This is a genomic window from Pseudorhodoferax sp. Leaf267 (assembly GCF_001422405.1).
Lineage (GTDB): Bacteria > Pseudomonadota > Gammaproteobacteria > Burkholderiales > Burkholderiaceae_C > Pseudorhodoferax.
Map to the genome: position 1 here is coordinate 325,326 of NZ_LMMV01000022.1, position 23,555 is coordinate 348,880.

A 23,555-nucleotide genomic window follows, 5' to 3' on the forward strand; every position below is an offset into this window, starting at 1 on the left:
GCCGACTACAGCGGCGCCCGCAGTCGCTTGAGCGTGGACTGCAGCGTCTCGTTGTCGGCGCTCATCGCCAGCCCTTCCTTCCAGATGCTCTGGGCGCGGTCGCGCTGGCCGGCGGCCCACAGCACCTCGCCCAGGTGCGCGGCGATCTCGGGGTCGGGTCGGGTCTTGTAAGCGTTGGACAGGATGCGCACGGCTTCGTCCAGGTTGCCCATGCGGAACTCGACCCAGCCCAGGCTGTCGGCGATGTAGGGGTCGTTGGGCACGAGCTCCAGCGCCTTCAGAATCAGCTGCTTGGCCTCGGGCAGACGCACGTTGCGATCCGCCAGCGAGTAGCCGAGCGCGTTGTAGGCATGGTGGTACTCGGGCTTGGCCTCAATCAGGGTGCGCAGCAAACGCTCCATCTCGTCCGGCCGGCCCAGCTTCTCGGCCATCATGGCCTGCTCGTACAGCAGGTCGGCGTCCTTGGGATCGCGTTCCAGCGCTTTTTGCAGAAGGTCGTAGGCGTCCTGGTGCTGCCTGGCATCACGCAGCAGCTGCACTTCGGCGTTGAGCTTCATGCGCGCCTCGGCCGCATTGCGCTCTGGGAGGGCGCGGATCATGGCCCGCGCCTCGGGCATCCTGCCTTGCTTGGCCAGCAGGGAGGCCCTGCGGTTTTGCGCGCTCAGCAGGTCGTCGGCGTTCTCGATCTGGTTGAGCCACTTCTCGGCGGCCGCGAAATCCTTGCGCTTCTCGGCCGTCTGCGCCAGTGCGAGATAGGCCTGCGCCAGGCCGCGCGAGCGCTGTTCGCTCTGGGGCTGCTGCTGTGCCAGCGAGATGAAGCGCTGGATTGAGGCATCGGCTTCGGCGAGGCGGTTGTCCTGGGCCTGCATGGTGCCCAGCACCAGCCAGGCTTCGGCGAAGTCCGGCTGCTCCGTCGTCAGTTGCTGCAGTTGTGCCGACGCCTCGGCATAGCGCTGCTCATCGAGTTGCGCGCGCACATAGGCCAGGCGCAGCTGCGGCGACGGCTTGCCTTGCAGATGGCGCTTGAGGATCTCTTCGGCCCGCGGCTGCCGGCGGTCCATCATTTCCAGCGCCAGCACGGCCGGGCCCTCGGCGCCGGGCTCGATGGCCTGGCCGCGGGCCGCAGCATCCAGTGCCCCCGCGGTATCGCTGTTGGCCAGGCGCAGGCGGCCGATGGTGGTCCAGGCCGATGCGCCCGTGGTCTTGTCGTCGACGAATGCGGCCAGCGCCTGTTCGACCACCTGCAGCGTCAGTTGTCGGTCCGTCGCGCGCGCGTAGGCCCGGGGAATCGCAAGGATGGCCGCGTTGCGTTCCATCGGTGGCGTGCCGGCGATTTCGGTTCGCAGCGGCTCCATGGTGTCCGCGATGCGGTTGGTGGCGATCAGGATCTGCAGCAGCGCGCGGTTGGCCTCGCGCGAGTCGGGCACGGCGTCTCGCCAAGCGCGGGCCGCGCGCTGGGCCGCGTCCAGCGATCGCGATTGCAGCGCGATCTCGACCGCGCGCTGGAACAGCAGCGGGTCCTTGGCCTTCACGGCGGAATCGAGGACCAGCGAATAGCCGACGCCCGGCTCGCCGCTCGCAACATTCATCTCGCCGATCAGCAGCTCGTAGAACAGCTCGCTGGTCAGCCCCGACTGTGCGGGCGAGGATGTGGTACTGGCTTCGTTCGAAGGGGTGGCAGCCGGGCCTTGCGCGTGCCCCGGCAGCAGGCCCAGAAGGAGAGTCAGCGAGGCAAGACCGCGGGCGGCCGGTCGTAGGAGTCGCAGCATCGGGCCATCATAATCCAGCGCTCCTAACCCCAGAGTCCATGCCAGAACTGCCCGAAGTCGAAGTCACGCGCCTGAGTTTTGCCGACCGGATCGCCGGTGCCACGGTGACGGCGGTGCGCATGGGCAAACCGCTGCGCTGGGCTCTGGGGGCTGCACCGGAAGAATTGGTAGGCCGCCAGATCCTGGGCGTGCGCCGCCGCGGCAAGTATTTGCTGCTGGACCTGGACCGCGGCCTCTTGCTGCTGCACCTGGGCATGTCGGGCAGCCTGCGTTTCGACACGCAATACCCGCCCGCCGGCCCACACGATCATTTCGATCTGGCCACCACCCTAGGCCTGCTGCGCCTGCACGACCCGCGCCGTTTCGGTGCGGTGGTCCACGTGACAAGCGCAGACGCGCCCGAGGCACTCAAGCTGCTGGGCCGGCTGGGCATGGAGCCTCTGGGCGAAGATTTCGATGCCATCGCTTTCCACGCGGGACTGCAGCGCCGCGCATCGCCGATCAAGCAGGTGCTGCTGGCAGGCGATGTCGTGGTCGGCGTCGGCAACATCTACGCCTCCGAGGCGCTGTTCAGGGCCGGCATCCGGCCGACGACGCAAGCGCGCCGCCTGAGCCTGCCGCGTGCCCGCAAGCTGCACGCCGCCGTGCGCGATGTGCTGGGGCGCGCCGTCCAGAGCGGTGGCAGCACTCTGCGCGATTTCTCCAATGCCCAGGGCGAACACGGTCTGTTCCAGCAGCAGGCCATGGTCTACGCCCGGGAGGGGCAGCCCTGCCGGGTTTGCGCGACGCCGATCCGCGCCCTGCGCCAGGGCCAACGCTCCACCTTCTTCTGCCCCCAATGCCAGAAGCCCTGAATCCGTGCGCACCGGGCTGGGCGGCGCAGCAGGTCGTGCACTGGCAGGCCGGCCATGGCCGGCACGATCTTCCTTGGCAGGGCACGCGCGACCCGTACCGGGTGTGGCTGTCCGAGATCATGCTGCAGCAGACCCAGGTGGCGGCGGTGAAGCAGTACTTCGCGCGCTTCGTCGAGCGCTTTCCCGATGTGCAAGCCCTGGCCTCGGCAAGCCAGGACGAGGTGTTCGCGTTGTGGGCGGGCCTTGGCTATTACAGCCGGGCGCGCAACCTGCATGCCTGCGCGCAGCAGGTCGTCGCCCTGCACGGTGGGCGGTTCCCGGCGTCCGCGGCGCTGCTGCAGACCCTGCCGGGCATCGGACGGTCGACGGCGTCGGCCATCGCTGCCTTCTGCTTCGCAGAGCGCGTGGCCATCCTGGACGGCAACGTCAAGCGTGTACTGACACGGCTGCTGGGCTTCGCAGGCGATCTGGCCGAGCCCCGCAATGAACGGGCGCTGTGGGCGCAGGCCACTGAGTTGCTGCCGCAGGACCATCTGGCGGACCGCATGCCGCGCTACACCCAGGGCGTCATGGACCTGGGGGCCACGGTCTGCACAGCCCGCAACCCGTCCTGCCTCATCTGCCCTTTGCGCGAACGCTGCGTAGCCCGGAGTGCGGGCCAGCCGGAGCGTTACCCGGTCAAGACGCGCAAGCTCAAGCGCAGCAGCGCCTCATGGTGGTTGCTGTGGGCCGAGGACGCGCAGGGTCGCATCTGGCTCACGCGCCGGCCGCAGACCGGTGTCTGGGCCGGCCTGCACTGCCTTCCAGTGTTCGAGAGTTCGGAGACCTTGCTGCAGGCTCTGCCAGCACCCCAACGCTCGTCGGCCACGCTTCTGACCGCGTTTACGCATGTGCTGACGCACAAGGACCTGTTGCTGCACCCGGTCCATGTGCTGCTGGGCGCGGGGCAGGCGGTGGATGCCGAGGGTTTCTGGGCAGGGGCCGCGGACCTGGACCGCCTGGGCCTGCCGGCGCCGGTCAGAAAATTGTTGAGCCCGACTTCTGGCCTGGCGACGGCCCCATGAACACGCCGCCGCGCGCGTCCAGCTCGCGGTGGCGCTTGAGCGTGACCCAGCGCTTGCTAAAGGCGTTTGCCAACTGCTCCACCAGGTAGACCGAGCGGTGCTGCCCGCCGGTGCAGCCGATCCCCACCGTGACATAGCTGCGGTGGTCCCGTGCCAGCGACTGCAGCCAATGCGTCAGGAATTTGTTGATGTGCGCGAACATCAGCCGTACCTCGGGGCTGTGCTGCAAAAAGCGCATGACCGGCTCGTCCAAGCCCGTCAGCGCGCGCAAGTCGGGGTCGTAATGTGGATTGGGCAGCATGCGGACGTCGAACACGTAGTCAGCGTCCAGCGGAATGCCGCGCTTGAACGCGAACGACTCGAACACCAGCGTGAGCTGGGTGTTGGGCGCCGAGATCAAGCCCTTGACATATCCCTGCAGTTGCGACGATCGGATGATGCTGGTGTCGATCACATGCGCCTGCTCACGCAGGTCGGCCAGCAACTCACGCTCCAGTTCGATGGCCTCGTACAGCGCGTGCTGCTGGTCCTGCAGGTCCGAGCGCGACAGCGGGTGCTTGCGCCGCGTCTCGGAATAGCGCCGCACCAGCGTGTCGGTGCCTGCGTCCAGGAAAAGAGGGCGCACGGTCACGCCCTGGGCGCGCAGGATGTCCAACTGCGCTGGCACCAGCGGCAGCGAAGTCGCACTGCGCACGTCCATGGCGATGGCCACGCGCTTGGCGCCGCGCGTCTGCTCCAGTTCGGCAAAGGTCAACAGCAGTTCGGGGGGCAGGTTGTCCACGCAGTAGTAACCGGAATCTTCCAGCGCATGCAGCGCCACCGACTTGCCGGAGCCCGACATGCCGGTGATCAGCACGATTTCCAGTTGGGTCACGCGCTGGCCCTCATCCTGCGCCCAGCATTTCCCGCGCGTGCGCCAGGGTGGTGCCCGACAGCCGCTCGCCACCGAGCATGCGCGCCACTTCCGCCACACGCTGTTCGCCCTGGACCTCGGCCACGCCGCTGACCGTGGTGGCGCCCTCGCGCTGCTTGGCCACGACCAGATGGTGGTCGGCGCAGGCCGCCACCTGGGGCAGGTGGGTGACCGCCAGCACTTGGCGGCCCGTGCCCAGTTGCTTCATGAGTCGGCCCACGGTCTCCGCCACGGCGCCGCCGACGCCGGAGTCCACCTCGTCGAAGATCAGCGTGGGCGCGCCACCGAGTTCGCTGGTCGTGACCGCAATGGCCAGCGCGATGCGCGACAGTTCGCCGCCGGAGGCCACCTTGCCGACCGGCCGCGGCGTGCTGCCAGCATGGCCTGCGACCAGGAACTGCACATCCTCCAGCCCATGGGCCGCAGGCTGCTCCAGTGGCTCCAGCGCGACGGCGAAGCGCCCGCCCTCCATGCCCAGCCCCTGCATCGCCGCCGTGATCGCCTTGCCCAGTTTGGGGGCGGCCTGGCTCCTGGCCTTGGACACGCGCCTGGCCTCGGACTGGAAGGCAGCGAAGGCCGTGCGCTCGACAGCTTCGAGCGCGGCCAGATCGGCAGCGGCGTCGAGCCGCACGAGATCCTGCTTCCACCCGGCCCACAGTGCCGGCAGCTCGTCCGGCGTGCGTTTGTAGCGCCGCGCCAGGCCCATCCACAGGCCCATGCGCTCGTCCAGCGCGGCCAGCCGGTCGGGGTCGAGCTCGGTGCGGCGCAGGCTGGTATGCAGCGAGTGCAGCGCGTCCTCGGCCTGGGCCAGGCTGGCGGCCAGCACCTCGGCCATCTCGGCGTATTCGGGTGCCACATGCTGCTGGTCGGCCAATGCCGAATGCGCGCGCGCCAGCCCGCGCAGGGCGCCATGGTCCTCATCGTCCAGCGCGTCGACGGCCAGCTGCATCGCGTCGAGCAAGGCCTGCGCATGCGACAGGCGGCCGTGGTCCGCGTTGAGCTGGTGCCACTCGTCCTCAGCCGGGCTCAGCTTGTCGACTTCGGTGATCTGCCAGGTCAGGCGTTCGCGCTCGCGCTGCAGCGAGTCCTGCGCCTGTCGCCCGTCGGCCAGGGCCTTGGTGGCCTGGCGCCAGACTGACCAATGCCGGTCCAGCGCAGCCAGGTCGATCGCGGCATAGCCGTCGAGCAGCCCGCGTACGCTGGCCGGGCGCGTGAGGCTCTGCCAGGCATGCTGGCCGTGGATGTCGAGCAGCATCTCGCCGAGCGCGCGCAACTGGGTGGCCGTCGCAGCGCTGCCGTTGATCCACGCGCGGCTTTTGCCTTGCGCGTCCACGCTGCGGCGCAGCAGCAGTGTGTCGGACGGCTCGATGCCGGCCTCCTGGAGCCAGGCGTCCAGGGCCGGTGAGCCATCGAACTCGGCGCTGACCTCGCTGCGGCTGGCGCCCTCGCGCACCACGCCCGCATCGGCACGGCTGCCCAGCGCGAGCTGCAGCGCGTCGATCAGGATGGACTTGCCGGCGCCGGTCTCGCCGGTCAGCACGGTGAAGCCGCCCGCAAGGTCGAGCTCGAGCTCGCGCACGATCACGAAGTCGCGCAATTGGATGCGTCGAAGTGCCATGGCTCAGGCGCCCCCATTCCAGTGCAGTTTGGCGCGCAAGGTATCGAAGTAGTGCCAGCCTTTGGGATGCAGAAAGCGCACGCAATGCTGCGAGCGACGCACCACGATGCGGTCGCCCTGCTGCAGCGAGGCCAGCGACTGCATGTCGAAATTGGCGCTGGCGTCGCGTTCGGACGCCAGCTCGATCACGACCTCGGCCGGATCCGCCAGCACCAGCGGGCGGTTCGACAGCGTGTGTGGCGCGATCGGCACCAGCACCCAACCAGGAATGGACGGGTGCATCAGCGGCCCCCCAGCGGACAGCGCGTAGGCCGTGGAACCGGTGGGCGTGGCAATGATCAGGCCGTCGCAGCGCTGGTTGGACACGAAGTGCCCGTCGATCTCGATGCGCAGCTCGACCATGCCCGATGTCGCGCCGCGGTTCACGACAACATCGTTCATCGCCAGCGCATCGAACACGCAGTCGCCACCGCGCTGCACGCGGGCATGCATCAGGCTGCGATGGTCTTCCTCGTATTCACCGGCCAGCATGGGCGCCAGCGTGCCCTGGTAGCCGTCCATGGGAATGTCGGTGATGAAGCCCAGCCGGCCCTGGTTGATGCCGATCAGCGGCACGCCATACGGTGCAAGTTGCCGGCCGATGCCCAGCATGGTGCCGTCGCCGCCCAGGACCACGGCCAGGTCGCAGCGCTCGCCGATGGCGGCGATGTCCAGGCCCGAGAAATCCGTGAGTGCGGCATTGGCCAGGGTCTGCTGCTCGAGGACCACGTCGCAGCCCTGCGCCGACAGGAACTGCGCGATCTCGCGCAGCGTGGAGGCCGGTGAAACCGACGATCCGCCAAAGGCCGATGCCTGGTACTTCCCAAACAACGCGACCCGGCGGAAATTCGATTTCATCGCGAAATTACATCACTAAAATGAATCGATGCTGGACGATCGAGCGAAGTTGTTGATGAAGGCGCTGGTCGAGCGCTACATCGCCGATGGCCAGCCCGTCGGCTCGCGCACGCTGTCCAAGGCGTCGGGCCTGGAATTGTCGCCAGCGACCATCCGCAACGTGATGTCCGACCTCGAAGAGCTCGGTCTCATCGCAAGCCCCCACACTTCTGCAGGTCGCATTCCGACTGCGCGCGGCTACCGCCTGTTCGTCGACACCATGCTCACGGCGCAGCGCGACCAGCTGCAGACGCCGCGCCTGGCGGCCGATCAGCCGCAGAAGGTGATCGCCAACGCGGCCAACCTGCTGTCGTCACTGTCGCAATTCGTCGGTGTGGTGCTGGCGCCGCGCCGCGCCTCCGTGTTCCACCACATCGAGTTCCTGCGCCTGTCCGAGCGCCGGGTGCTGGTCATCATCGTCTCGCCCGAAGGCGACGTGCAGAACCGCGTGCTGTTCACCGAGGTCGATTTCACGCAGTCGCAGCTGGTCGAGGCCGCCAACTATCTCAATGCGAACTATGTGGGCATGGCCTTCGATCAGGTGTCCGACAAGCTCAAGCACGAGGTCGAGACGCTGCGGGCCGAGATCGCGACCTTGATGCATGCGGCGGTCAGCGTCAGCTCCCAGGCATCGCACGAGCAGGACGAGGTGGTCATCTCGGGCGAGCGCAACCTGCTGGCCGTCAGCGACTTTTCCAGCGACATGCGCCATCTACGCCGCGCCTTCGACCTTTTCGAGCAGAAGACGCAATTGCTGCGGCTGCTCGACGTGTCCAGCCGCGCGGAGGGCGTGCGCATCTTCATCGGCGGCGAGAGCCAGGTCGTGCCGTTCGAGGAGCTGTCGGTGGTCAGCGCACCTTACGAGGTGGACGGCCAGATCGTCGGCACTTTGGGCGTGATCGGCCCCACCCGCATGCCCTACGACCGCATGATCCAGATCGTGGACATCACCTCCAAGCTGGTCAGCAACGCGCTGAGCCACCACAAGTAGGCCCCTACAATCGGCGCCGCCCGCCGCTGGCGGCGCGGGACCCTAGCTCATGTTGGTTAGAGCAGCGGACTCATAATCCGTTGGTGCCGAGTTCGACTCTCGGGGGTCCTACCAAGCATTGCGCGACACGGCCTGACACAGGAGCTGGCACGGCGCATGCTATTCTTTCTGCGGCTGCCGACGCCGTGTCCACGGTGGCAGCGCACACCACTCTCGCCGGCCTGGCCCGGCACTGTACCGAACGCACACACATGATTCTCGTCACCGGCGGCGCCGGCTACATCGGCTCTCACGTTTGTGTCGAACTGCTGGCTGCCGGTCATCCGGTCACGGTGTTCGACAACTTCTGCAATAGCAGCCCCGAAGCCCTGGCGCGCGTCGAGCGCATCACGGGCAAGGCGCCTGCTCTGGTGCGTGGCGACATCCGCGACCGCGCTGCGCTGGTGGCGGCGCTCAAGAGCAGTGGCGCCACCGCGGTCATCCATTTCGCCGGCTTGAAGGCCGTTGGTGAGTCGGTGCAAAAGCCGCTCGCCTATTACGACAACAACGTGGGCGGCACCTTGCGTCTGCTGGAAGCCATGGGCGAGTGCGGTGTGCGCACGCTGGTCTTCAGCTCCTCAGCCACGGTCTATGGCGATCCACAGCGCCTTCCGTTGACCGAAGACCACCCCTTGTCGGCCACCAATCCCTATGGCCGCAGCAAGTTGATGATCGAGGACATGCTGCGCGACCTGCAGGTGAGCGACCCGTCGTGGCGCATCGGGATCCTGCGCTACTTCAATCCGGTCGGCGCCCATGCCAGCGGGCTGATCGGCGAGGATCCGAGTGGCGTTCCGAACAACCTGATGCCCTACGTGGCCCAGGTGGCGATCGGTCGGCGCGAGCAATTGCAAGTCTGGGGCCAGGACTACCCGACCCCGGACGGCACAGGTGTACGCGACTACATCCATGTCGTGGACCTGGCCATCGGCCATCTGCGTGCACTGGAGCGCCTGCGCGCGCAGGAGGGCGGGCTCACGGTGAACCTGGGCACCGGCGTGGGCTACAGCGTTCTGGACATGGTGCGGGCCTTCGAGCAGGCCAGCGGCAAGCCCGTGCCTTACAAGATTGCGCCGCGTCGTGCCGGCGATATCGCGTCGTGCTATGCCGACCCTGCCGCCGCAGCCGAGTTGCTCGGCTGGCGCGCCGAGCGCGGGCTGACGGCCATGTGCGAAGACGCCTGGCGCTGGCAGAGCCGCAACCCCAGCGGCTATGCCGCCTGAACTCTTTCCAAACTCAATGAAGTGATCCGATGCTGATCCAACCCGTAATTCTTTCCGGCGGTTCCGGTACGCGCCTGTGGCCGCTGTCGCGCGAGAAGTATCCCAAGCAGCTGCTGCCGTTGATCGGCGCCGATTCGTTGTTGCAGGCGACGGTACGCCGCGTCGAGGGCGTGACCGGCGTGGTGGCGGCACCGCCCATGGTGGTGTCGAACGAGGAATACCGCTTCGTGATCGCCGAACAGCTGCGGCTGATGGGCAAGCCCGGCACCATCGTGCTGGAGCCGACGGGGCGCAACACCGCGCCCGCGCTGACCCTGGCGGCGCTGGCCGCCAGCCGGGACGGGGCCGACCCAGTGCTGCTGGTGATGCCGGCCGACCATGTGATCGTCGACACCCAGGCCTTCCAGGGCGCCGTCGAGCAGGGCGCGCGCCTGGCCGAGGCCGGCGCGGTTGTCACCTTCGGCATCACGCCGGACACGCCGGAGACCGGCTACGGCTACATCCAGTCCGGCGCAGCTTTCGGCGATGGCGCGGGCGGCGCACGCAGGATCGCGCGTTTCGTCGAAAAGCCCGACCGCGCGACTGCGCAGGGCTACCTGGACGCCGGCGGCTACGCGTGGAACAGCGGCCTGTTCGTGCTCAAGGCCTCGGTCTGGCTGGCGGCCATCCGCGCCTGCCGGCCCGACATCCTGCAAGCCTGCCAGTCGGCCTGGGACAAGGGCTCGGCGGATGGGGAGTTCATGCGCGTCGACAAGGCCCTGTTCGCGGCATGCCCCAGCGATTCCATCGACTACGCAGTCATGGAGCGCATTGCCTCGGGCGCTGACGGGCTGCCGGCCGGTGTCGTGCTGCCACTGTCCGCGGGCTGGTCCGACGTGGGGGCCTGGGACGCGCTGTGGCAGGTGCTGCCCAAGGACGAACAGGGCAATGTGGCGCAGGGCGACGTGCTGCTGCACGAGTGCCATGACACGCTGGCGCTGTCCGAAGGCCGGCTGATCGCCTGCGTGGGCGTGGACAACCTGGTGGTCGTGGAGACGGCCGACGCGATCCTGGTGGCGCACAAGGACAAGACCCAGGACGTCAAGAAGATCGTCGACACGCTCAAGCGCGAAAAGCGCAGCGAAGGCCAGCTGCACCGCAAGGTGTTCCGGCCCTGGGGCTGGTATGACAGCGTGGACAACGGCGCGCGCTTCCAGGTCAAGCGCATCGTGGTCAAGCCGGGCGGCCAGCTGTCGCTGCAGATGCACCACCACCGCGCCGAGCACTGGATCGTGGTGTCGGGCACGGCCAAGGTCACGCGCGACAAGGAGACCTACCTGGTGTCCGAAAACGAGTCGACCTACATCCCGCTGGGTGCCACGCACCGCCTGGAGAACCCGGGCCGCCTGCCGCTGGAGATGATCGAGGTGCAGTCCGGCAGCTACCTGGGCGAAGACGACATCGTGCGCTTCGAGGACGTCTACGGGCGCTCGGCATGAACATCGCCAGCACGTCTGCCGTGCAGTCGGCCACCGCGGGCGTCGCGGCGTCAGGCCCGACGGCGGACGCCGTGCAGATCCTGGTGCTCAAGAAGGCACTGGATGCACAGGCCGCAGCCGCGGCCACGCTGATCCAGTCGCTGCCCGCGGTGCCGCGCCTGGCCACCGATGGCAGCCTGGGCACGCGCCTGAACACCTACGCCTGAGGCGCGCCCTGCGACAGGGCCTCAGCCTGTATTCCGCAAGCCGGCGGCGATGCCGTTGATCGAGATGTGGATACCGGTCTGCACGCGCTCGTCGCCCTGGCCGGCCCGGTAGCGCCGCACCAGTTCCACCTGCAGGTGGTGCAGCGGGTCGATGTAGGGAAATCGGTGGCGGATGGAGCGCTGCAGTGCGGCATTGCCAGCCAGGCGCTGCTTCTCGCCGCTGACCAGCGTCAACACCTTGGTCGTGCGGTGCCACTCGGCCTCGATGTCGCCAAACACCTTCTTGCGCAGTCGCGCATCGCCCACCAGCTCCGCATAGCGCGACGCCAAGGCCAGGTCGCTCTTGGCCAGCACCATGTCCATGTTGGACAGCAGCGTGCGGAAGAAGGGCCACTGGCGGTACATCTTCTGCAACAGGGCCAGGCGGTCCTTGGCACCGGCAGCCTTGCGGCCCGGTGCCGAGGCCGGCAGGTCTTCACCCGCCAGATAGGCCTCGACCGCCGAGCCGAAGCCGTACCAGCCCGGCAAGGTCAGCCGGCACTGGCCCCAGCTGAAGCCCCAAGGGATCGCACGCAGGTCCTCGATTTTCTGGCTGGCTTTGCGGGAGGCCGGGCGCGAGCCGATGTTGAGCTCGGCGATCTCGCGGATCGGTGTGGAATCGAAAAAGTAGCTCGTGAAGCCCGGGGTCTCGTACACCAGCTGGCGGTAGGCGCGCATGCTGGCCGTCGACAACGCGGCTGCGGCTTCCAGGAAGGCCGGTGTCGCCGGCTTGGTCGGCTGCAGCAGGGTGGCCTCCAGCGTGGCGGCGACCAGGGTTTCCAGGTTGCGTCGGCCGATCTCGGGGTTGGCGTACTTGGAGCCGATGACCTCGCCCTGTTCCGTCAGCCGGATCTGGCCGCGCACGGTGCCGGGCGGCTGCGCCAGGATGGCCTGGTAGCTCGGGCCGCCGCCGCGGCCCACTGTGCCGCCGCGGCCATGGAACATGCGCAGTGTGATGTCGTGGCTGTTGGACAGCTGGTCGAACAGCTCCACCAGCGCGATCTCGGCGCGGTACAGCTCCCAGTTGCTCGTGAAGATGCCGCCGTCCTTGTTGCTGTCCGAGTAGCCCAGCATGATGTCCTGCTCGGCACCTGAGCGCTGCACGAGTCGCGCGATGCCGGGCAGGGCGTAAAAGTCGCGCATGATGGGCGCGGCGTTGCGCAGGTCCTCGATGGTCTCGAACAGCGGCACCACGATCAGGTCGCAGGTCGCGCCCTCGGTGCGGGGGCCGCTGCCCTTGGGCTCCTCCAACACGCCGTACATGAGCCCCACTTCCTTTTGCAGCAGCAGCACCTCCAGCAGGTCGCTGACGGTCTCCGTGTGGCTGATGATGTAGTGGCGGATCGCCATGCGTCCGTAGCGGTCCAGCACGCTGCGTGCGGTCTCGAAGATCGCCAGTTCATGGCGTGCCAGTTCGGAATACTGCGCGCCCAGCACGCGCAGCGGCCGCGCGTCGTTCAGCAGGCGCAGCAGCAACTGGCGCTTGGCGTTCTCGTCCAGAGCGGCATAACCCGGCTCGACGCGGGCCGTCGCCAGCAGTTCGGCGATGACTTCCTCGTGCTTGTCCGAGCTCTGGCGCAGGTCCAGCGTGGCCAGGTGAAAGCCAAATACATCGACCGCGCGGATCAGGGGATGCAGCCGCTGCGCCGCGAAGGCCGCGCCGTGGTGCGACTTGAGCGAGGCTTCGATCGTGCGCAGGTCGGCCAGAAAGTCTTCGGCCTTGAAATAGGGGTTCTGCGGCGCCACGGCATGGCGCGCCGCGTCGCCGCCTGTCAGCTTCTTGAGGGTGGCGGCCAGGCGGGCGTAGATGCCGGTCAGCGCGCGGCGGTAGGGTTCGTCCTTGCGGTGCTCGCTGGTGTCGGGCGAGCGCTCGGCCAGCGCATGCATGGCTGGCGGGATGTCGACCAGCCGCGCCGACAGCGAGAGCTCGGCGCCCAGGTGGTGCACTTCGGTCAGGTAGTGGCGCAGCGCGATCTCGGCCTGGCGGCGCAGGGCGTACTCCATGGTCTGCGCGCTGACGTTCGGGTTGCCGTCGCGGTCGCCGCCGATCCACTGGCCCATGCGCAAAAAGCTGGCGACGTTCTGGTTGCCCAGCTCGCGTTCCAGGTGCGCGTAGAGCTTGGGGATCTCCCGCAGGAAGGTGGCCTCGTAGTAGGACAGCGCGTTCTCGATCTCGTCGGCCACCGTGAGCTTGGAAAAGCGCAGCAGCCGCGTCTGCCACAGCTGCATGACGCGGGCGCGCAGCTGCGCCTCGTTGGCGGCCAGCTCGCGCGGCGTGAGCGCATCGCGGCCCGAAGGCGCGAGCAGGGCGCGCATGCGTACCTCGTCGCGCGCCGTCAACAGCTGCGCGATGTCGCGCTCGGCGTCCAGGATGCTCTTGCGCTGCACCTCGGTCGGGTGGGCCGTGAGCACGGGCGACACGTAGCTGTGCGCCAGCGTCATCGCGATGGCCTTGGGCGAGATGCCGGCCCAGCGCAGCCGCGACAGCGCCACGTCCACGCTGCCTTCCTGCGTCTCGCCGGCACGCTCGTGCACAGCGCGGCGGCGGATGTGGTGGCGGTCCTCGGCCAGGTTGGCCAGGTGGCTGAAGTAGGTGAAGGCGCGGATCACACTGACCGTCTGGTCGCCCGACAAACCCTTGAGCAGCTTCTTCAGCGCCTTGTCCGCCTCCTGGTCGGCATCGCGCCGGAACGCGACCGACAGCTTGCGCACCTGCTCGACCAGGTCGAATGCCGCGTCGCCCTCCTGCTCGCGGATCACGTCGCCGAGCAGCCGGCCCAGTAACCGGATGTCCTCGACCAATGGCCGCTCGTTGTCGCGTGCCGCGGACCGGCTGCGTGTGGCAGCGGGCGGGGCGGACTCTGCAGCTGAAGAAGGGGTGGAAGCGGCCGAATCTTGTGTTTTCATGGGGCTTCGGAGTGGGGTGCAGCGTCGCAATCAGGTCTTACCCCATGCTAGCATCCGGCCCCCCGCACCCGAGAACAAACTGGTTACCTGCGTGCCTGCTCCCTCCCCCAAGCCCATCGTCATCGCCACGCGTGAAAGCCGCCTTGCTTTGTGGCAGGCAGAACATGTCCAAAGCCTGTTGGAGCAACGCGGCCTGCAGGTCTCGTTGCTGGGCATGACCACGCGCGGGGACCAGATCCTGGACCGCACGCTGAGCAAGGTCGGCGGCAAGGGCCTGTTCGTGAAGGAACTGGAGAACGCGCTGGAAGACGGCCGTGCCGACATTGCCGTGCATTCGCTCAAGGACGTGCCCATGGAGCTGCCCGATGGCTTCGTGCTGGCCTGCGTGCTCGAACGCGAGGATCCGCGCGACGCTTTCGTCTCGCCGCACTTCGCCCGGCTTGCCGACCTGCCGCAGGGCGCCGTGGTCGGCACCTCCAGCCTGCGCCGCAGCGTGCTGCTGAAGGCCTTGCGTCCGGACCTGGACATCCAGCCTTTGCGCGGCAACCTGGACACGCGCCTGCGCAAGCTGGACGAAGGCCATTACGCGGCCATCGTGCTCGCCGCCGCGGGCCTGAAGCGCCTGGGCCTGCATGCGCGCGTGCGCGAAGTCTTCGAGCCCGACGCCATGCTGCCCGCCGCGGGCCAGGGTGCACTTGGCATCGAGGTGCGCGCTGGCCGGCAGGATCTGCTGGAGCTGCTGGCGCCGCTGGCCCATTCCGGCAGCTGGCTGGCCGTGACAGCAGAGCGGGCCGTCAGCCGCGCCATGGGCGGCAGTTGCTCCATGCCGCTGGCCGCGCACGCGCGCTGGCTGGGCGATACGCTGCGGCTGCAGGCCGCTTGGGGTGATGCCGAGACCTGGGCGCCGCTGGTGCAGGTAGAGACTGCCGGCCAGGTGGCGGACGCTTGCGGCGCCGAGGCCCTGGGCACGCAGGTCGCCGCGCAGTTGCGCGCCGGCGGCGCGGCCTGAGCCGCAGCGCCATGGCCATGCGCGTGCTCGTCACGCGGCCTGCGCAGGAGGCCTTGCGCTGGACGGAACAACTGGAGGCCCATGGCTACGCGGCTGTGGCCATGCCCTTGATGGCCATCGAGGCGACCGACCCCGCACCACTGCAGGCCGCCTGGCACCGCCTGGCGCAGTACCACGTGTTGATGTTCGTCAGCGCCAACGCCGTGCGTGCCTTCTTCGCCGCACGGCCTGCCGGCGCGCCCTGGGGCGCTGCGCTGCGCGCCTGGTCCACGGGCGCCGGCACGACGCGCGCCTTGCTGGAGGCCGGCGTCCAGGCCTGTGCGGTGGAGGCGCCCGGCGAGGACGCAGCGCAATTCGATTCCGAAGCGCTATGGCAACGGGTGGGCACGGGCCCTTTGGCTGGCACGCGCGTGTTGATCGTGCGCGGCGCGGATGCTTCCGGCCGCATCGCCGGGCGGCCCTGGCTTGCCGAGCGCCTGCAGGCCGCCGGCAGCCAGGTGGAAGCGCTGGCCGCCTACCGGCGCGGTCTGCCGGCCTGGACCGATGCGCAGCGGGACGAGGCGCGGGCGGCTGCCCAAGGCGCTGCGCTGTGGCTGCTCAGCAGTTCGGATGCCGTGCGCAACCTGGGGCTGCTGCTGCCGGGACAGGATTGGCACGCGGCCCGCGCGCTGGCCTCGCACGCGCGCATCGCCGAGGCCGCGACCACCCTCGGCTTCGGGCGTGTCGCCGTCTCGCGGCCGGGTCTGGCCGACATGCTTGCCTCGATAGAATCTTTCGCATGAATGCCGAGCCGTCCCACGAGTCTCAGCCTGGCGCCGCTGCCCAGGTCCGGGCGACATCTCCGACCGCACCGCGCGTGTTGGTGCTGTTCCTCAGCCTTCTGGTCGTGGTCAGCCTCGTGTCCACTGGCCTGCTGTGGCAGAAGGTCGCCAGCATGCGCGAGACCCTGGCACGCCAGAGCGCCGAGGCGCAGGCGCAGTCGGTCGAAGCCCGCGCCGCCGCACGCCAGGCGCAGGACCTGGCTCGCGAGACTGCGGCGCGTCAAGCCGTGTCCGATGCGCGTCTGTCCGAAGCCACGCTGCAGCGCACCCAACTCGACGACCTCATGCTGAGCCTGTCGCGTTCGCGCGATGAAACGCTGGTCGTGGACATCGAGTCCTCGCTGCGGCTGGCGCAGCAGCAGGCCCAGCTGACGCTCAGCGTCGAGCCTCTGCTCGCAGCGCTGAAGACGGCCGACCAGCGCGTCGAGCGCGCGGCCCATCCGCGCCTGGAGCCGGTGCGCCGCGCCATCGCACGCGACATCGAGCGCATCGGCGCTGCGCAGACCGCCGACACGCCGGGCCTCCTGGGCAAGCTGGACGATCTGGTGCGCCAGATCGACGACCTGCCGCTGCTCAACGCCGTGGTGCCGGTGGTGTCGTCTTCCGGCCGCGCGCCGACTGCGCCGCCGGCCGACGAGTGGTGGCTGCGGGCGCTGGAGGTCGTTCGGGCCGAGTCCTTCAAGCTGCTGCGCGTGTCTCGTATCGACCAACCCGAAGCCGCATTGCTGGCACCCGAGCAGTCGTACTTCCTGCGCGAGAACCTCAAGCTCAAGCTGCTGAACGTGCGCATGGGCCTGCTGGCGCGGCAGTTCGAGTCCGCGCGCTCGGACGCGGCGGCTGCAGCCTTCTCTCTGCACCGCTACTTCGACCCGGCAGCGCGGCGCACGCAGCAGGTGGCGGGCACCTTGTCTCAGGTGCAGGCGCAGCTCAAGGCCGTGGCATTGCCGCGCGTCGACGAGACGCTGTCCGCGCTGGCTACGGCGGCCGCTGGCCGATAAGCCCGGCATGCGCGCTCTCGCTTGGTTTCTGGCGCTGTTCGGCGTTGCCGTGGCGCTCGCCCTCCTGGCTGGCAACAACCAGGGAACGGTCACGCTGTACTGGTCGCCCTACCGCATCGACGTTTCGCTCAATCTGGTCCTGCTGTTGCTGTTCGGCGGTTTCGTGCTGCTGCATCTGGCGCTGCGTGGCCTGTCGGCACTGTTTTCCATGCCGCGCCAGGCGCAACGCTGGCGCCTGCAGCAGCGTGAACGCGCCATGCACGCCGCCGTGCTGGATGGGTTGACGCACATGCTGGCTGGGCGCTTCCTGCGCGCGCGCAAGGCATCGGAAGCCGCGTTGCAGCAAGAGGAAGCCCTGGCCGCGAGCCATCACGGCGTGCCGCACGCCGCCAAGCTGCGCGCGATCGCGCACCTGGTCGCAGCCGAGAGCGCCCAGGCGCTGCGCGACAAGGCCACGCGCGATGCGCATCTGCAGGCGGCCCTGCAGGACACATCCGCGCGCGAGGCGCAGGAAACGCGCGAGGGCGTGCAATTGCGCGCCGCGCGGTGGGCCCTGGCCGACCGCGATCCCCAGGCCGCTTTGCAGTGGCTGGACGACATGCCGCAGGGCGCCGCGCGCCGCACGCTGGCCCTGCGGGCGCGCCTGAAAGCGACGCGCCAGGCACAGCAGACCGTCCCGGCCCTCGAAACCGCACGCCTGCTGGCCAAGCACCGGGCGTTCTCGCCCGACGCGGCGCAGCTGATTCTGAAAGGCCTGTCGCTGGAGCTGATCCAGGCTGCCCACGATCCCTCGCAACTGCAGCGCGCCTGGTCGCAGCTGGAGCCGGCCGAGCGTCTGCTGCCCGATGTGGCGATCTGTGCCGCCCAGCGGCTGGTGCAGTTGCAAGGCGATGTGGCGCTGTCGCGGCAATGGCTGCTGCCCGTGTGGGATGCGCTGCTGCGCGAGCCGCAGGCGCTTGCCCAGGGCACGGTCCTGGTCAAGCTGATCCATGCACTGCAAGAGGGCTTCGGCGCCGAAGAGGGCAGCAGCGAGCTGCCGTGGCTGGAACGCATCGAAGCCGCCCAGCGCGCGCAGCCACGCAGCGCCGAGCTCCAGTACCTCGCCGGCATCGCCTGCCTGCGCCACCAGCTGTGGGGCAAGGCGCAGCAGTTGCTGTCCCAGGCGCTGGTGCAACTGCAGGACCCGGCCCTCAGGCGCAGCGCCTGGAGGGCACTGGGTGCTCTTGCCGAGCAGCGCGGCGATGACGCTGCGGCGCAGCAGGCGCTGCGCCAGGCTGCTTTGCTGTAGCGCTGCACACCAGGCGGCGCGCCCTGTGCGCCCCCCAAAAAAAAGACCGTCCCATGGGACGGTCTTCTTGTTGGCGCAGGGCCTGTGTCAGAACGGCAACTGCATGCTCTTCAGGTCGCGGCGCGTTTCCACGAGGACCAGAGGCTCGTCGGCGATGACCACCACCGGCGGGCGCTCGCGCGGCACATGGACCGGCTTGGGCTCCGCAGCGATGGCTGCCTGGACGGCTGCGCTCTTGGACGCATCGGTGGCAATCCACTGCAGGCCCGAGCCTTGCGCGATCTGCTCCAGCTCGGAGACCGGCAATGCGAAGGCGCCGACCTTGGGCAGGCTGCCTGCAGCTGCCGAAGGTGCCGAGGCAGCAGCCACCGGCATGGCCACAGGCGCAGGCGCAGATGCCGGTGCCGGTGCCGGTGCAACGGCCGGTGCAGCGGGCGCCGGAGCCACAGGCGCTGCGGCGCTAGGCACCGGCGTGGCTGGCGCTGCGACAGGCTCTGCGGCCGTGGGCGCCACCGACAGGTCTTGCGGTGCGGCAGGCGCAGCATCGGCAGGCGCCTCGGCGTGTGCCGTTGCAACTGCTTCCTCGGCGAGCGGCTCGGCCTGGCGCAGGGCGCGGTCCTTGCGGTCGCGGCCGTAGCGGTCACGCGAGCGCTTCTCGCGGCGCGGGGCTTCTTCACCTTCCGCGGCCTCGCCGGCTGCGCCGTTGACCGGCTCACCGGCCGGAGCGCTGGGCTCGGCGGGCTGCTCCTCGCCCAGCACCGGGACTGCGGAGAAGTACGAAGGACGATCCGTCCGTTCCGGACGTGCGGCCGGCTCGGCTGGCGCGAACGTGTCGGCTTCGCCCTGGGCTTCGGTACCCGCGACTTCGTTGCCGTTCACCGGGCGTTCTTCGCGGCGGCCACGACCGCCACGGCCACCACGCTCGCGGCCTTCGCGGCCTTCTGGGCGCTCGCCGGCCTCGCCACGCTCGCGCGGTTCACCACGTTCGCCGCCGCTCCGCGGCGCGCGCAGTGGGCGTTCGGTCATGGCCGCACCTTCTGCGGCGATGCCGCCGGCCGCTGCGATGCCATCGTCGCCGATGGCACGGGCCTCGCCGTCCTGCCGCTGGCGTCCGCCCTGGCGCTCGCCGCCGCGGCCACCACGGCCGTTGCGCGGCGTCTGCTCCTGCAGGCCATCGGCGCGCGGCTCGTCGTTACGCGGCTGGCCTTCGCGCGGTGCGCGGGGCTCGCGGCCCTCGCGGCTGTCGCGACCTTCCCGGCCCTCTCGGCCTTCACGGCCTTCGCCTTGCCGGCCGCGTCCACCGCGGCCACGGCCTGCCTGGCCCTCACCGCGGGGCGGGCGGCCTTCGCGCTTGTCCTGCGCGGCGGCCGGCGTGGGCACGGGGGCCGGCGCGGGCGCTTGCGCGACCGGGGCGGGTGCCGGCTTGGCACCGAACAAGCCCTTGATGAAACCGAGGAAGCCCTTTTCCATGGGCAGTTCCGGTGCGACGGCCGGGGCGGCCACCGGCGGCGCCACAGGCGCAACCGGCGGCTGCACGGGCTTGGCCACGGGCTGGGGCGCGGGCGCGTCCGGCAGCACACCCTTGATCACGGGCGTCTGCTTGTTGGTCGGCTCCTGCGAGCGGCGCGTGACGGAGGTCGGATCCTCGATCTCGTCAGCCATCTTGTAGCTGGCCTCCATGTGATCCAGGCGCGGATCATCGTGCTTCAGGCGCTCGAGCTTGTAGTTCGGCGTCTCCAGCGTCTTGTTGGGCACCATCAGCACGTTGATGCGCTGCTTCAACTCGATCTTGGCGATCTCGGTGCGCTTTTCATTCAGCAGGAACGAGGCCACCTCGACGGGCACCTGGCACATGACCGAAGCCGTGTTGTCCTTCTGGGCCTCTTCCTGAATGATGCGCAGAATCTGCAGCGCCGAGCTCTCGGTGTCGCGGATGTGGCCGGAGCCGCCGCAGCGCGGGCAGGGGATGGACGAACCTTCCGACAATGCCGGACGCAGGCGCTGGCGGCTCATTTCCATGAGGCCGAACTTGCTGATGGTGCCAAACTGCACGCGCGCGCGGTCCTGGCGCAGCGAGTCGCGCAGCCGGTTTTCCACGTCGCGGCGGTTGCGGCTCTCTTCCATGTCGATGAAGTCGATCACGATCAGGCCGCCCAGGTCGCGCAGGCGCATCTGGCGTGCCACTTCTTCGGCGGCTTCCAGGTTGGTGCGGGTCGCGGTTTCCTCGATGTCGCCGCCACGGATGGAGCGGGCTGAGTTCACGTCCACCGACACCAGCGCCTCGGTGTGGTCGATCACGATGGCGCCGCCGGAGGGCAGGTTCACGGTGCGGGCATAGGCCGACTCGATCTGGTGCTCGATCTGGAAGCGGCTGAACAGCGGCGCGTCGTCGCGGTAGCGCTTCACGCGGGCCGCATGCTCGGGCATCACGTGGGCCATGAACTGCTGGGCCTGCTCGTACACGTCGTCGGTGTCGATCAGGATGTCGCCGATGTCATGGTTGAAGTAGTCGCGGATCGCGCGGATGACGAGGCTGGATTCCTGGTAGATCAGGAAGGCGCCCTTGCCGCCCTTGGAAGCGCCGTCGATGGCGTTCCACAGCTTGAGCAGGTAGTTCAGGTCCCACTGCAACTCGGGTGCGCTGCGGCCGATGCCGGCTGTGCGCGCGATGATGCTCATGCCCTTGGGGTATTCGAGCTGGTCCATCGCCTCCTTGAGCTCGGCCCGGTCATCGCCCTCGATGCGGCGCGACACGCCGCCGCCGCGCGGGTTGTTGGGCATCAGCACCACGTAGCGGCCGGCCAGCGACACGAAGGTCGTCAGCGCCGCGCCCTTATTGCCACGCTCTTCTTTCTCGACCTGGACCAACAGCTCCTGGCCCTCGCGGATCACGTCGTTGATGCGCGCCTGGCTGACCGAGACACCCTCGGCGAAGTACTGTTTGGAGATTTCCTTGAACGGCAGGAAACCGTGGCGGTCTTCGCCGTAGTCGACGAAGCAAGCTTCGAGCGAGGGCTCGACGCGCGTCACGACGGCCTTGTAGATGTTGCCCTTGCGCTGTTCGCGTCCCTCGATCTCGATTTCGTAGTCGAGCAGCTTCTGCCCGTCGACGATGGCCAGGCGGCGCTCTTCGGCCTGCGTGGCATTGATCAGCATCCGTTTCATGGGTAGCGGTCCTTCATTGGGCTCTTGCGAGACCCGTATGTCTTCAAAACGTCATGGTTCCGGGGGAACCTTTGATGCCTGAACGAACGCTCTTGAAACGAAGGGAATTGCCGGAGAGCCGACACCTGCGAGCACCTAGCTCTTCAGATGGGGCATGGGCGCGTGGATGGTGCAATTTGCAGAAGGCTCCGCCAATTCGCCGATGCGAGGGGTGACGAAGATTGCGGGCATGGCGCGCGGCGTATGCCAGAGCCGGGCCACGCTGGCAAAGGCCAGCGCAGGCAGGTTCGCATCAGCAGTCTGTGCACCATGTCTTGCTTTGATCCGCCGGCCTGGCTGCAATGCAGCGCATCGCAGCCAGGCCGGCTTGGGGTATTCCGTATCAGGGTTTCAATTGCGTCGCCCGCCTCGGTCGACGGTGGCCGCCACCCTGCCCAGTGCGGAACAGGATCGACAGCCAACGCCTCGGAGTGGCATCGCCTCGCAGCGTCGGCGGGGTTGTGCTCTAAACTCGTGATTTATCAAGCACTTAGGCTGAGACGCTGGTGAAAAATATTATAGGTGCTAAGAACCAGCAGCCGGCCCCCGCCAGCAAATTGGTTCAGGTCGGGCCGGACGCCGATGGCCAGCGCCTGGACAACTTCCTCGTGCGCGAGCTCAAGGGCGTGCCCAAGAGCCATGTCTACCGCATCATCCGCAGCGGTGAAGTGCGCGTGAACAAGGGCCGTGCCGACGCCAGCACCCGCCTGGCCGAAGGCGACAGCGTGCGGCTCCCGCCGGTGCGCGTGTCCGAGCGTGTGGAGCAGAAATCGGCCGCCATGGCCCAGGCGGCACCGGCGCGCACCTTCCCCGTGCTGCACGAGGACGACAGCTTCCTGGCCATCGACAAGCCGGCCGGCGTGGCCGTGCATGGCGGCAGCGGTGTTGACTTTGGCGTGATCGAGCAGCTGCGCATGGCGCGGCCCGGTGCGCCGTTCCTCGAATTGGTGCATCGATTGGACCGCGAGACCTCGGGCGTACTGCTGATCGCCAAGAAGCGCAGCGCACTCAAGCACCTGCAGGACCAGTTCCGCGAGCGCGAGACCGGCAAGACCTATCTGGCATTGGCGCTGGGCGCCTGGCCGGCCAACCACAAGGTGCTGGACAAACCACTGGTCAAGTTCCTGCTGCCCGGCAAGCCCGGAACCGAGGGCGAGCGCCGCGTGCGCGTGGCGGCGCGCGACGACCCGGACGGCATGCGCTCCATTACGCTGGTCAAGCTGGCGCAGGCCCTGGTGGACTTCAGCCTGCTGGAGGTGACGATCAAGACCGGACGCACACACCAGATCCGCGTGCACCTGGCCAGCGAGGGCCATCCCATCGCCGGCGACGACAAATACGGCGACTTCGCGCTGAACAAGAGCCTGGCCAAGCAGGGCCTGGCGCGCATGTTCCTGCACGCCTGGCGCCTGCGACTGGTCCATCCAGCGACCGGCGAGACTGTGCAACTGGAGGCCGCCCTGCCGTCGGAGCTGGCAGGTTTTCTGGCGAGCCAGAGATAGGCCACCCGCACCAACGGGCGAGAATCAGCGCATGCAAGCCAGAAAATTTGACCTGATCGCGTTCGATTGGGACGGGACGCTGTTCGATTCCACAGCCATCATCACGCGCTGCATCCAGGCGGCCGTGCGCGACGTGGGCGGCACCGTGCCCACGGACGCCGCGGCATCGTTCGTGATCGGTATGGCGCTGACGCAGGCCCTGGCCCATGCGGCGCCGGACGTGCCCCAGGAGCGCTATCCAGAGCTGGGCGCGCGGTACCGCCACCACTACATGGCGCACCAGCACGACATCGTGCTGTTCCAGGGCGTTGTGCCGATGCTGCGGGCGCTGAAGGAGCAGCAGGTGACGCTGACGGTAGCCACTGGCAAATCGCGGCGCGGTCTGGACGAGGCGCTGCGCACGGTCGAGTTGCAAGGGCTGTTCGATGGCTCGCGCACGGCCGACGAGACCGCCGGCAAGCCGCACCCGCGCATGCTGCACGAGCTGATGCACGAATTCGGCGTGGCGCCCGAACGCACGCTCATGGTGGGCGACACCACGCACGACCTGCAGATGGCCGTGAACGCGCGCTGTGCCAGCGTGGGCGTCAGCTACGGCGCCCATCCCTTCGGCGAATTCGCCAGCCTGAACCCGCTGTTCGTCGCGCACTCGGTGGCCGAACTGCACAGCTGGTTGCTGCCGGCCTGAAGCTTGCA

18 protein-coding genes and 1 tRNA gene are annotated in these 23,555 nt (G+C 68.6%); 13 read left to right on the forward strand and 6 right to left on the reverse strand.

Annotated features, from left to right (window positions below):
- Positions 1 to 5 precede the first annotated feature (5 nt).
- Complete coding sequence (locus ASF43_RS21350) at positions 6 to 1,769, reverse strand: tetratricopeptide repeat protein (protein WP_200932584.1); 1,764 nt, start codon at positions 1,767 to 1,769, stop codon at positions 6 to 8.
- Positions 1,770 to 1,807: 38 nt separating this feature from the next.
- On the opposite strand from ASF43_RS21350, the gene mutM reads away from it, so the two are divergent.
- Positions 1,808 to 2,623, forward strand: coding sequence for a bifunctional DNA-formamidopyrimidine glycosylase/DNA-(apurinic or apyrimidinic site) lyase (gene mutM, locus ASF43_RS21355; RefSeq protein ID WP_056185319.1), 816 nt, complete (start codon positions 1,808 to 1,810; stop codon positions 2,621 to 2,623).
- Positions 2,608 to 3,687: an A/G-specific adenine glycosylase gene (gene mutY / locus ASF43_RS21360; RefSeq protein WP_056185322.1), complete on the forward strand. Its 1,080-nt coding sequence runs from the start codon at positions 2,608 to 2,610 to the stop codon at positions 3,685 to 3,687. The genes mutM and mutY overlap by 16 nt, the downstream gene beginning before the upstream one ends.
- Here the strand turns inward: mutY and rapZ are convergent.
- The 3 genes from rapZ to ASF43_RS21375 are packed head-to-tail and all read right to left on the reverse strand — an operon-like array spanning position 3,641 to position 7,115.
- Positions 3,641 to 4,552 (reverse strand): RNase adapter RapZ, encoded by a 912-nt coding sequence (gene rapZ, locus ASF43_RS21365; protein WP_255358155.1) that lies wholly within the window; start codon positions 4,550 to 4,552, stop codon positions 3,641 to 3,643. The two genes, mutY and rapZ, sit on opposite strands and share 47 nt — an antisense overlap.
- A 19-nt stretch (positions 4,553 to 4,571) precedes the next feature.
- The gene (recN, locus tag ASF43_RS21370) at positions 4,572 to 6,218 is read right to left on the reverse strand and encodes a DNA repair protein RecN (protein ID WP_056185325.1); all 1,647 of its coding nucleotides are present in this window, start codon (positions 6,216 to 6,218) and stop codon (positions 4,572 to 4,574) included.
- A gap of 3 nt (positions 6,219 to 6,221) precedes the next feature.
- Positions 6,222 to 7,115 carry an NAD kinase gene (locus tag ASF43_RS21375; RefSeq protein ID WP_056185329.1) on the reverse strand — a complete coding sequence of 298 codons (894 nt, stop codon included), beginning with the start codon at positions 7,113 to 7,115 and terminating at the stop codon, positions 6,222 to 6,224.
- Positions 7,116 to 7,143: 28 nt separating this feature from the next.
- Here ASF43_RS21375 and hrcA point away from each other — a divergent pair, with 28 nt between their 5' ends.
- The 5 genes from hrcA to ASF43_RS21400 all read left to right on the forward strand — a co-directional run bounded on the left by hrcA (position 7,144) and on the right by ASF43_RS21400 (position 11,091).
- Entirely contained in the window at positions 7,144 to 8,145 is a 1,002-nt protein-coding gene (gene hrcA / locus ASF43_RS21380; protein ID WP_056185332.1) for a heat-inducible transcriptional repressor HrcA, read from the forward strand.
- A 36-nt stretch (positions 8,146 to 8,181) separates the two neighbouring features.
- Positions 8,182 to 8,259 (forward strand) — tRNA-Ile (locus ASF43_RS21385).
- Positions 8,260 to 8,396: 137 nt separating this feature from the next.
- The gene (gene galE / locus ASF43_RS21390; protein ID WP_056185335.1) at positions 8,397 to 9,407 is read left to right on the forward strand and encodes a UDP-glucose 4-epimerase GalE; all 1,011 of its coding nucleotides are present in this window, start codon (positions 8,397 to 8,399) and stop codon (positions 9,405 to 9,407) included.
- Positions 9,408 to 9,436: 29 nt separating this feature from the next.
- Positions 9,437 to 10,885, forward strand: a complete 1,449-nt coding sequence (locus tag ASF43_RS21395; protein ID WP_056185339.1) for a mannose-1-phosphate guanylyltransferase/mannose-6-phosphate isomerase — start codon at positions 9,437 to 9,439, stop codon at positions 10,883 to 10,885.
- Positions 10,882 to 11,091: a putative motility protein gene (locus tag ASF43_RS21400; RefSeq protein WP_056185343.1), complete on the forward strand. Its 210-nt coding sequence runs from the start codon at positions 10,882 to 10,884 to the stop codon at positions 11,089 to 11,091. Before ASF43_RS21395 ends, ASF43_RS21400 begins: the two co-directional genes overlap by 4 nt.
- A gap of 21 nt (positions 11,092 to 11,112) precedes the next feature.
- On the opposite strand, the gene ppc is transcribed toward ASF43_RS21400, so the two are convergent.
- On the reverse strand, positions 11,113 to 14,037 hold the full coding sequence (ppc, locus tag ASF43_RS21405; protein WP_056185347.1) for a phosphoenolpyruvate carboxylase: 2,925 nt from the start codon (positions 14,035 to 14,037) through the stop codon (positions 11,113 to 11,115).
- Here ppc and hemC point away from each other — a divergent pair.
- From hemC to ASF43_RS21425, 4 genes are read left to right on the forward strand one after another with little or no spacing between them, the layout of a single operon-like run.
- On the forward strand, positions 14,036 to 15,046 hold the full coding sequence (hemC, locus tag ASF43_RS21410; RefSeq protein ID WP_082498052.1) for a hydroxymethylbilane synthase: 1,011 nt from the start codon (positions 14,036 to 14,038) through the stop codon (positions 15,044 to 15,046). The two genes, ppc and hemC, sit on opposite strands and share 2 nt — an antisense overlap.
- A gap of 11 nt (positions 15,047 to 15,057) precedes the next feature.
- Positions 15,058 to 15,828, forward strand: a complete 771-nt coding sequence (locus tag ASF43_RS21415; protein WP_056185353.1) for a uroporphyrinogen-III synthase — start codon at positions 15,058 to 15,060, stop codon at positions 15,826 to 15,828.
- On the forward strand, positions 15,825 to 16,865 hold the full coding sequence (locus ASF43_RS21420; RefSeq protein WP_056185355.1) for a uroporphyrinogen-III C-methyltransferase: 1,041 nt from the start codon (positions 15,825 to 15,827) through the stop codon (positions 16,863 to 16,865). Before ASF43_RS21415 ends, ASF43_RS21420 begins: the two co-directional genes overlap by 4 nt.
- A gap of 7 nt (positions 16,866 to 16,872) precedes the next feature.
- Positions 16,873 to 18,153, forward strand: a complete 1,281-nt coding sequence (locus tag ASF43_RS21425; RefSeq protein ID WP_056185358.1) for a heme biosynthesis protein HemY — start codon at positions 16,873 to 16,875, stop codon at positions 18,151 to 18,153.
- Positions 18,154 to 18,240: 87 nt separating this feature from the next.
- Here ASF43_RS21425 and ASF43_RS21430 read toward each other — a convergent pair whose 3' ends face one another.
- Positions 18,241 to 21,318, reverse strand: coding sequence for an Rne/Rng family ribonuclease (locus tag ASF43_RS21430; protein ID WP_056185361.1), 3,078 nt, complete (start codon positions 21,316 to 21,318; stop codon positions 18,241 to 18,243).
- A gap of 545 nt (positions 21,319 to 21,863) precedes the next feature.
- Here ASF43_RS21430 and ASF43_RS21435 point away from each other — a divergent pair.
- Both ASF43_RS21435 and ASF43_RS21440 read left to right on the forward strand, forming a co-directional pair.
- Positions 21,864 to 22,859, forward strand: a complete 996-nt coding sequence (locus tag ASF43_RS21435; RefSeq protein ID WP_056185364.1) for an RluA family pseudouridine synthase — start codon at positions 21,864 to 21,866, stop codon at positions 22,857 to 22,859.
- 31 nt (positions 22,860 to 22,890) lie between these two features.
- Positions 22,891 to 23,547: an HAD family hydrolase gene (locus ASF43_RS21440; RefSeq protein WP_056185366.1), complete on the forward strand. Its 657-nt coding sequence runs from the start codon at positions 22,891 to 22,893 to the stop codon at positions 23,545 to 23,547.
- Positions 23,548 to 23,555: the final 8 nt, after the last annotated feature.

Coding starts and splice junctions, on each gene's coding strand:
- ASF43_RS21350 (WP_200932584.1), bottom strand. CDS start 1,769: ATGCTGCGACTCCTACGACCGGCCGCCCGCGGTCTTGCCTCGCTGACT.
- mutM (WP_056185319.1), top strand. CDS start 1,808: ATGCCAGAACTGCCCGAAGTCGAAGTCACGCGCCTGAGTTTTGCCGAC.
- mutY (WP_056185322.1), top strand. CDS start 2,608: ATGCCAGAAGCCCTGAATCCGTGCGCACCGGGCTGGGCGGCGCAGCAG.
- recN (WP_056185325.1), bottom strand. CDS start 6,218: ATGGCACTTCGACGCATCCAATTGCGCGACTTCGTGATCGTGCGCGAG.
- ASF43_RS21375 (WP_056185329.1), bottom strand. CDS start 7,115: ATGAAATCGAATTTCCGCCGGGTCGCGTTGTTTGGGAAGTACCAGGCA.
- hrcA (WP_056185332.1), top strand. CDS start 7,144: ATGCTGGACGATCGAGCGAAGTTGTTGATGAAGGCGCTGGTCGAGCGC.
- galE (WP_056185335.1), top strand. CDS start 8,397: ATGATTCTCGTCACCGGCGGCGCCGGCTACATCGGCTCTCACGTTTGT.
- ASF43_RS21395 (WP_056185339.1), top strand. CDS start 9,437: ATGCTGATCCAACCCGTAATTCTTTCCGGCGGTTCCGGTACGCGCCTG.
- ASF43_RS21400 (WP_056185343.1), top strand. CDS start 10,882: ATGAACATCGCCAGCACGTCTGCCGTGCAGTCGGCCACCGCGGGCGTC.
- hemC (WP_082498052.1), top strand. CDS start 14,036: ATGGGGCTTCGGAGTGGGGTGCAGCGTCGCAATCAGGTCTTACCCCAT.
- ppc (WP_056185347.1), bottom strand. CDS start 14,037: ATGAAAACACAAGATTCGGCCGCTTCCACCCCTTCTTCAGCTGCAGAG.
- ASF43_RS21415 (WP_056185353.1), top strand. CDS start 15,058: ATGGCCATGCGCGTGCTCGTCACGCGGCCTGCGCAGGAGGCCTTGCGC.
- ASF43_RS21420 (WP_056185355.1), top strand. CDS start 15,825: ATGAATGCCGAGCCGTCCCACGAGTCTCAGCCTGGCGCCGCTGCCCAG.
- ASF43_RS21425 (WP_056185358.1), top strand. CDS start 16,873: ATGCGCGCTCTCGCTTGGTTTCTGGCGCTGTTCGGCGTTGCCGTGGCG.
- ASF43_RS21430 (WP_056185361.1), bottom strand. CDS start 21,318: ATGAAACGGATGCTGATCAATGCCACGCAGGCCGAAGAGCGCCGCCTG.
- ASF43_RS21440 (WP_056185366.1), top strand. CDS start 22,891: ATGCAAGCCAGAAAATTTGACCTGATCGCGTTCGATTGGGACGGGACG.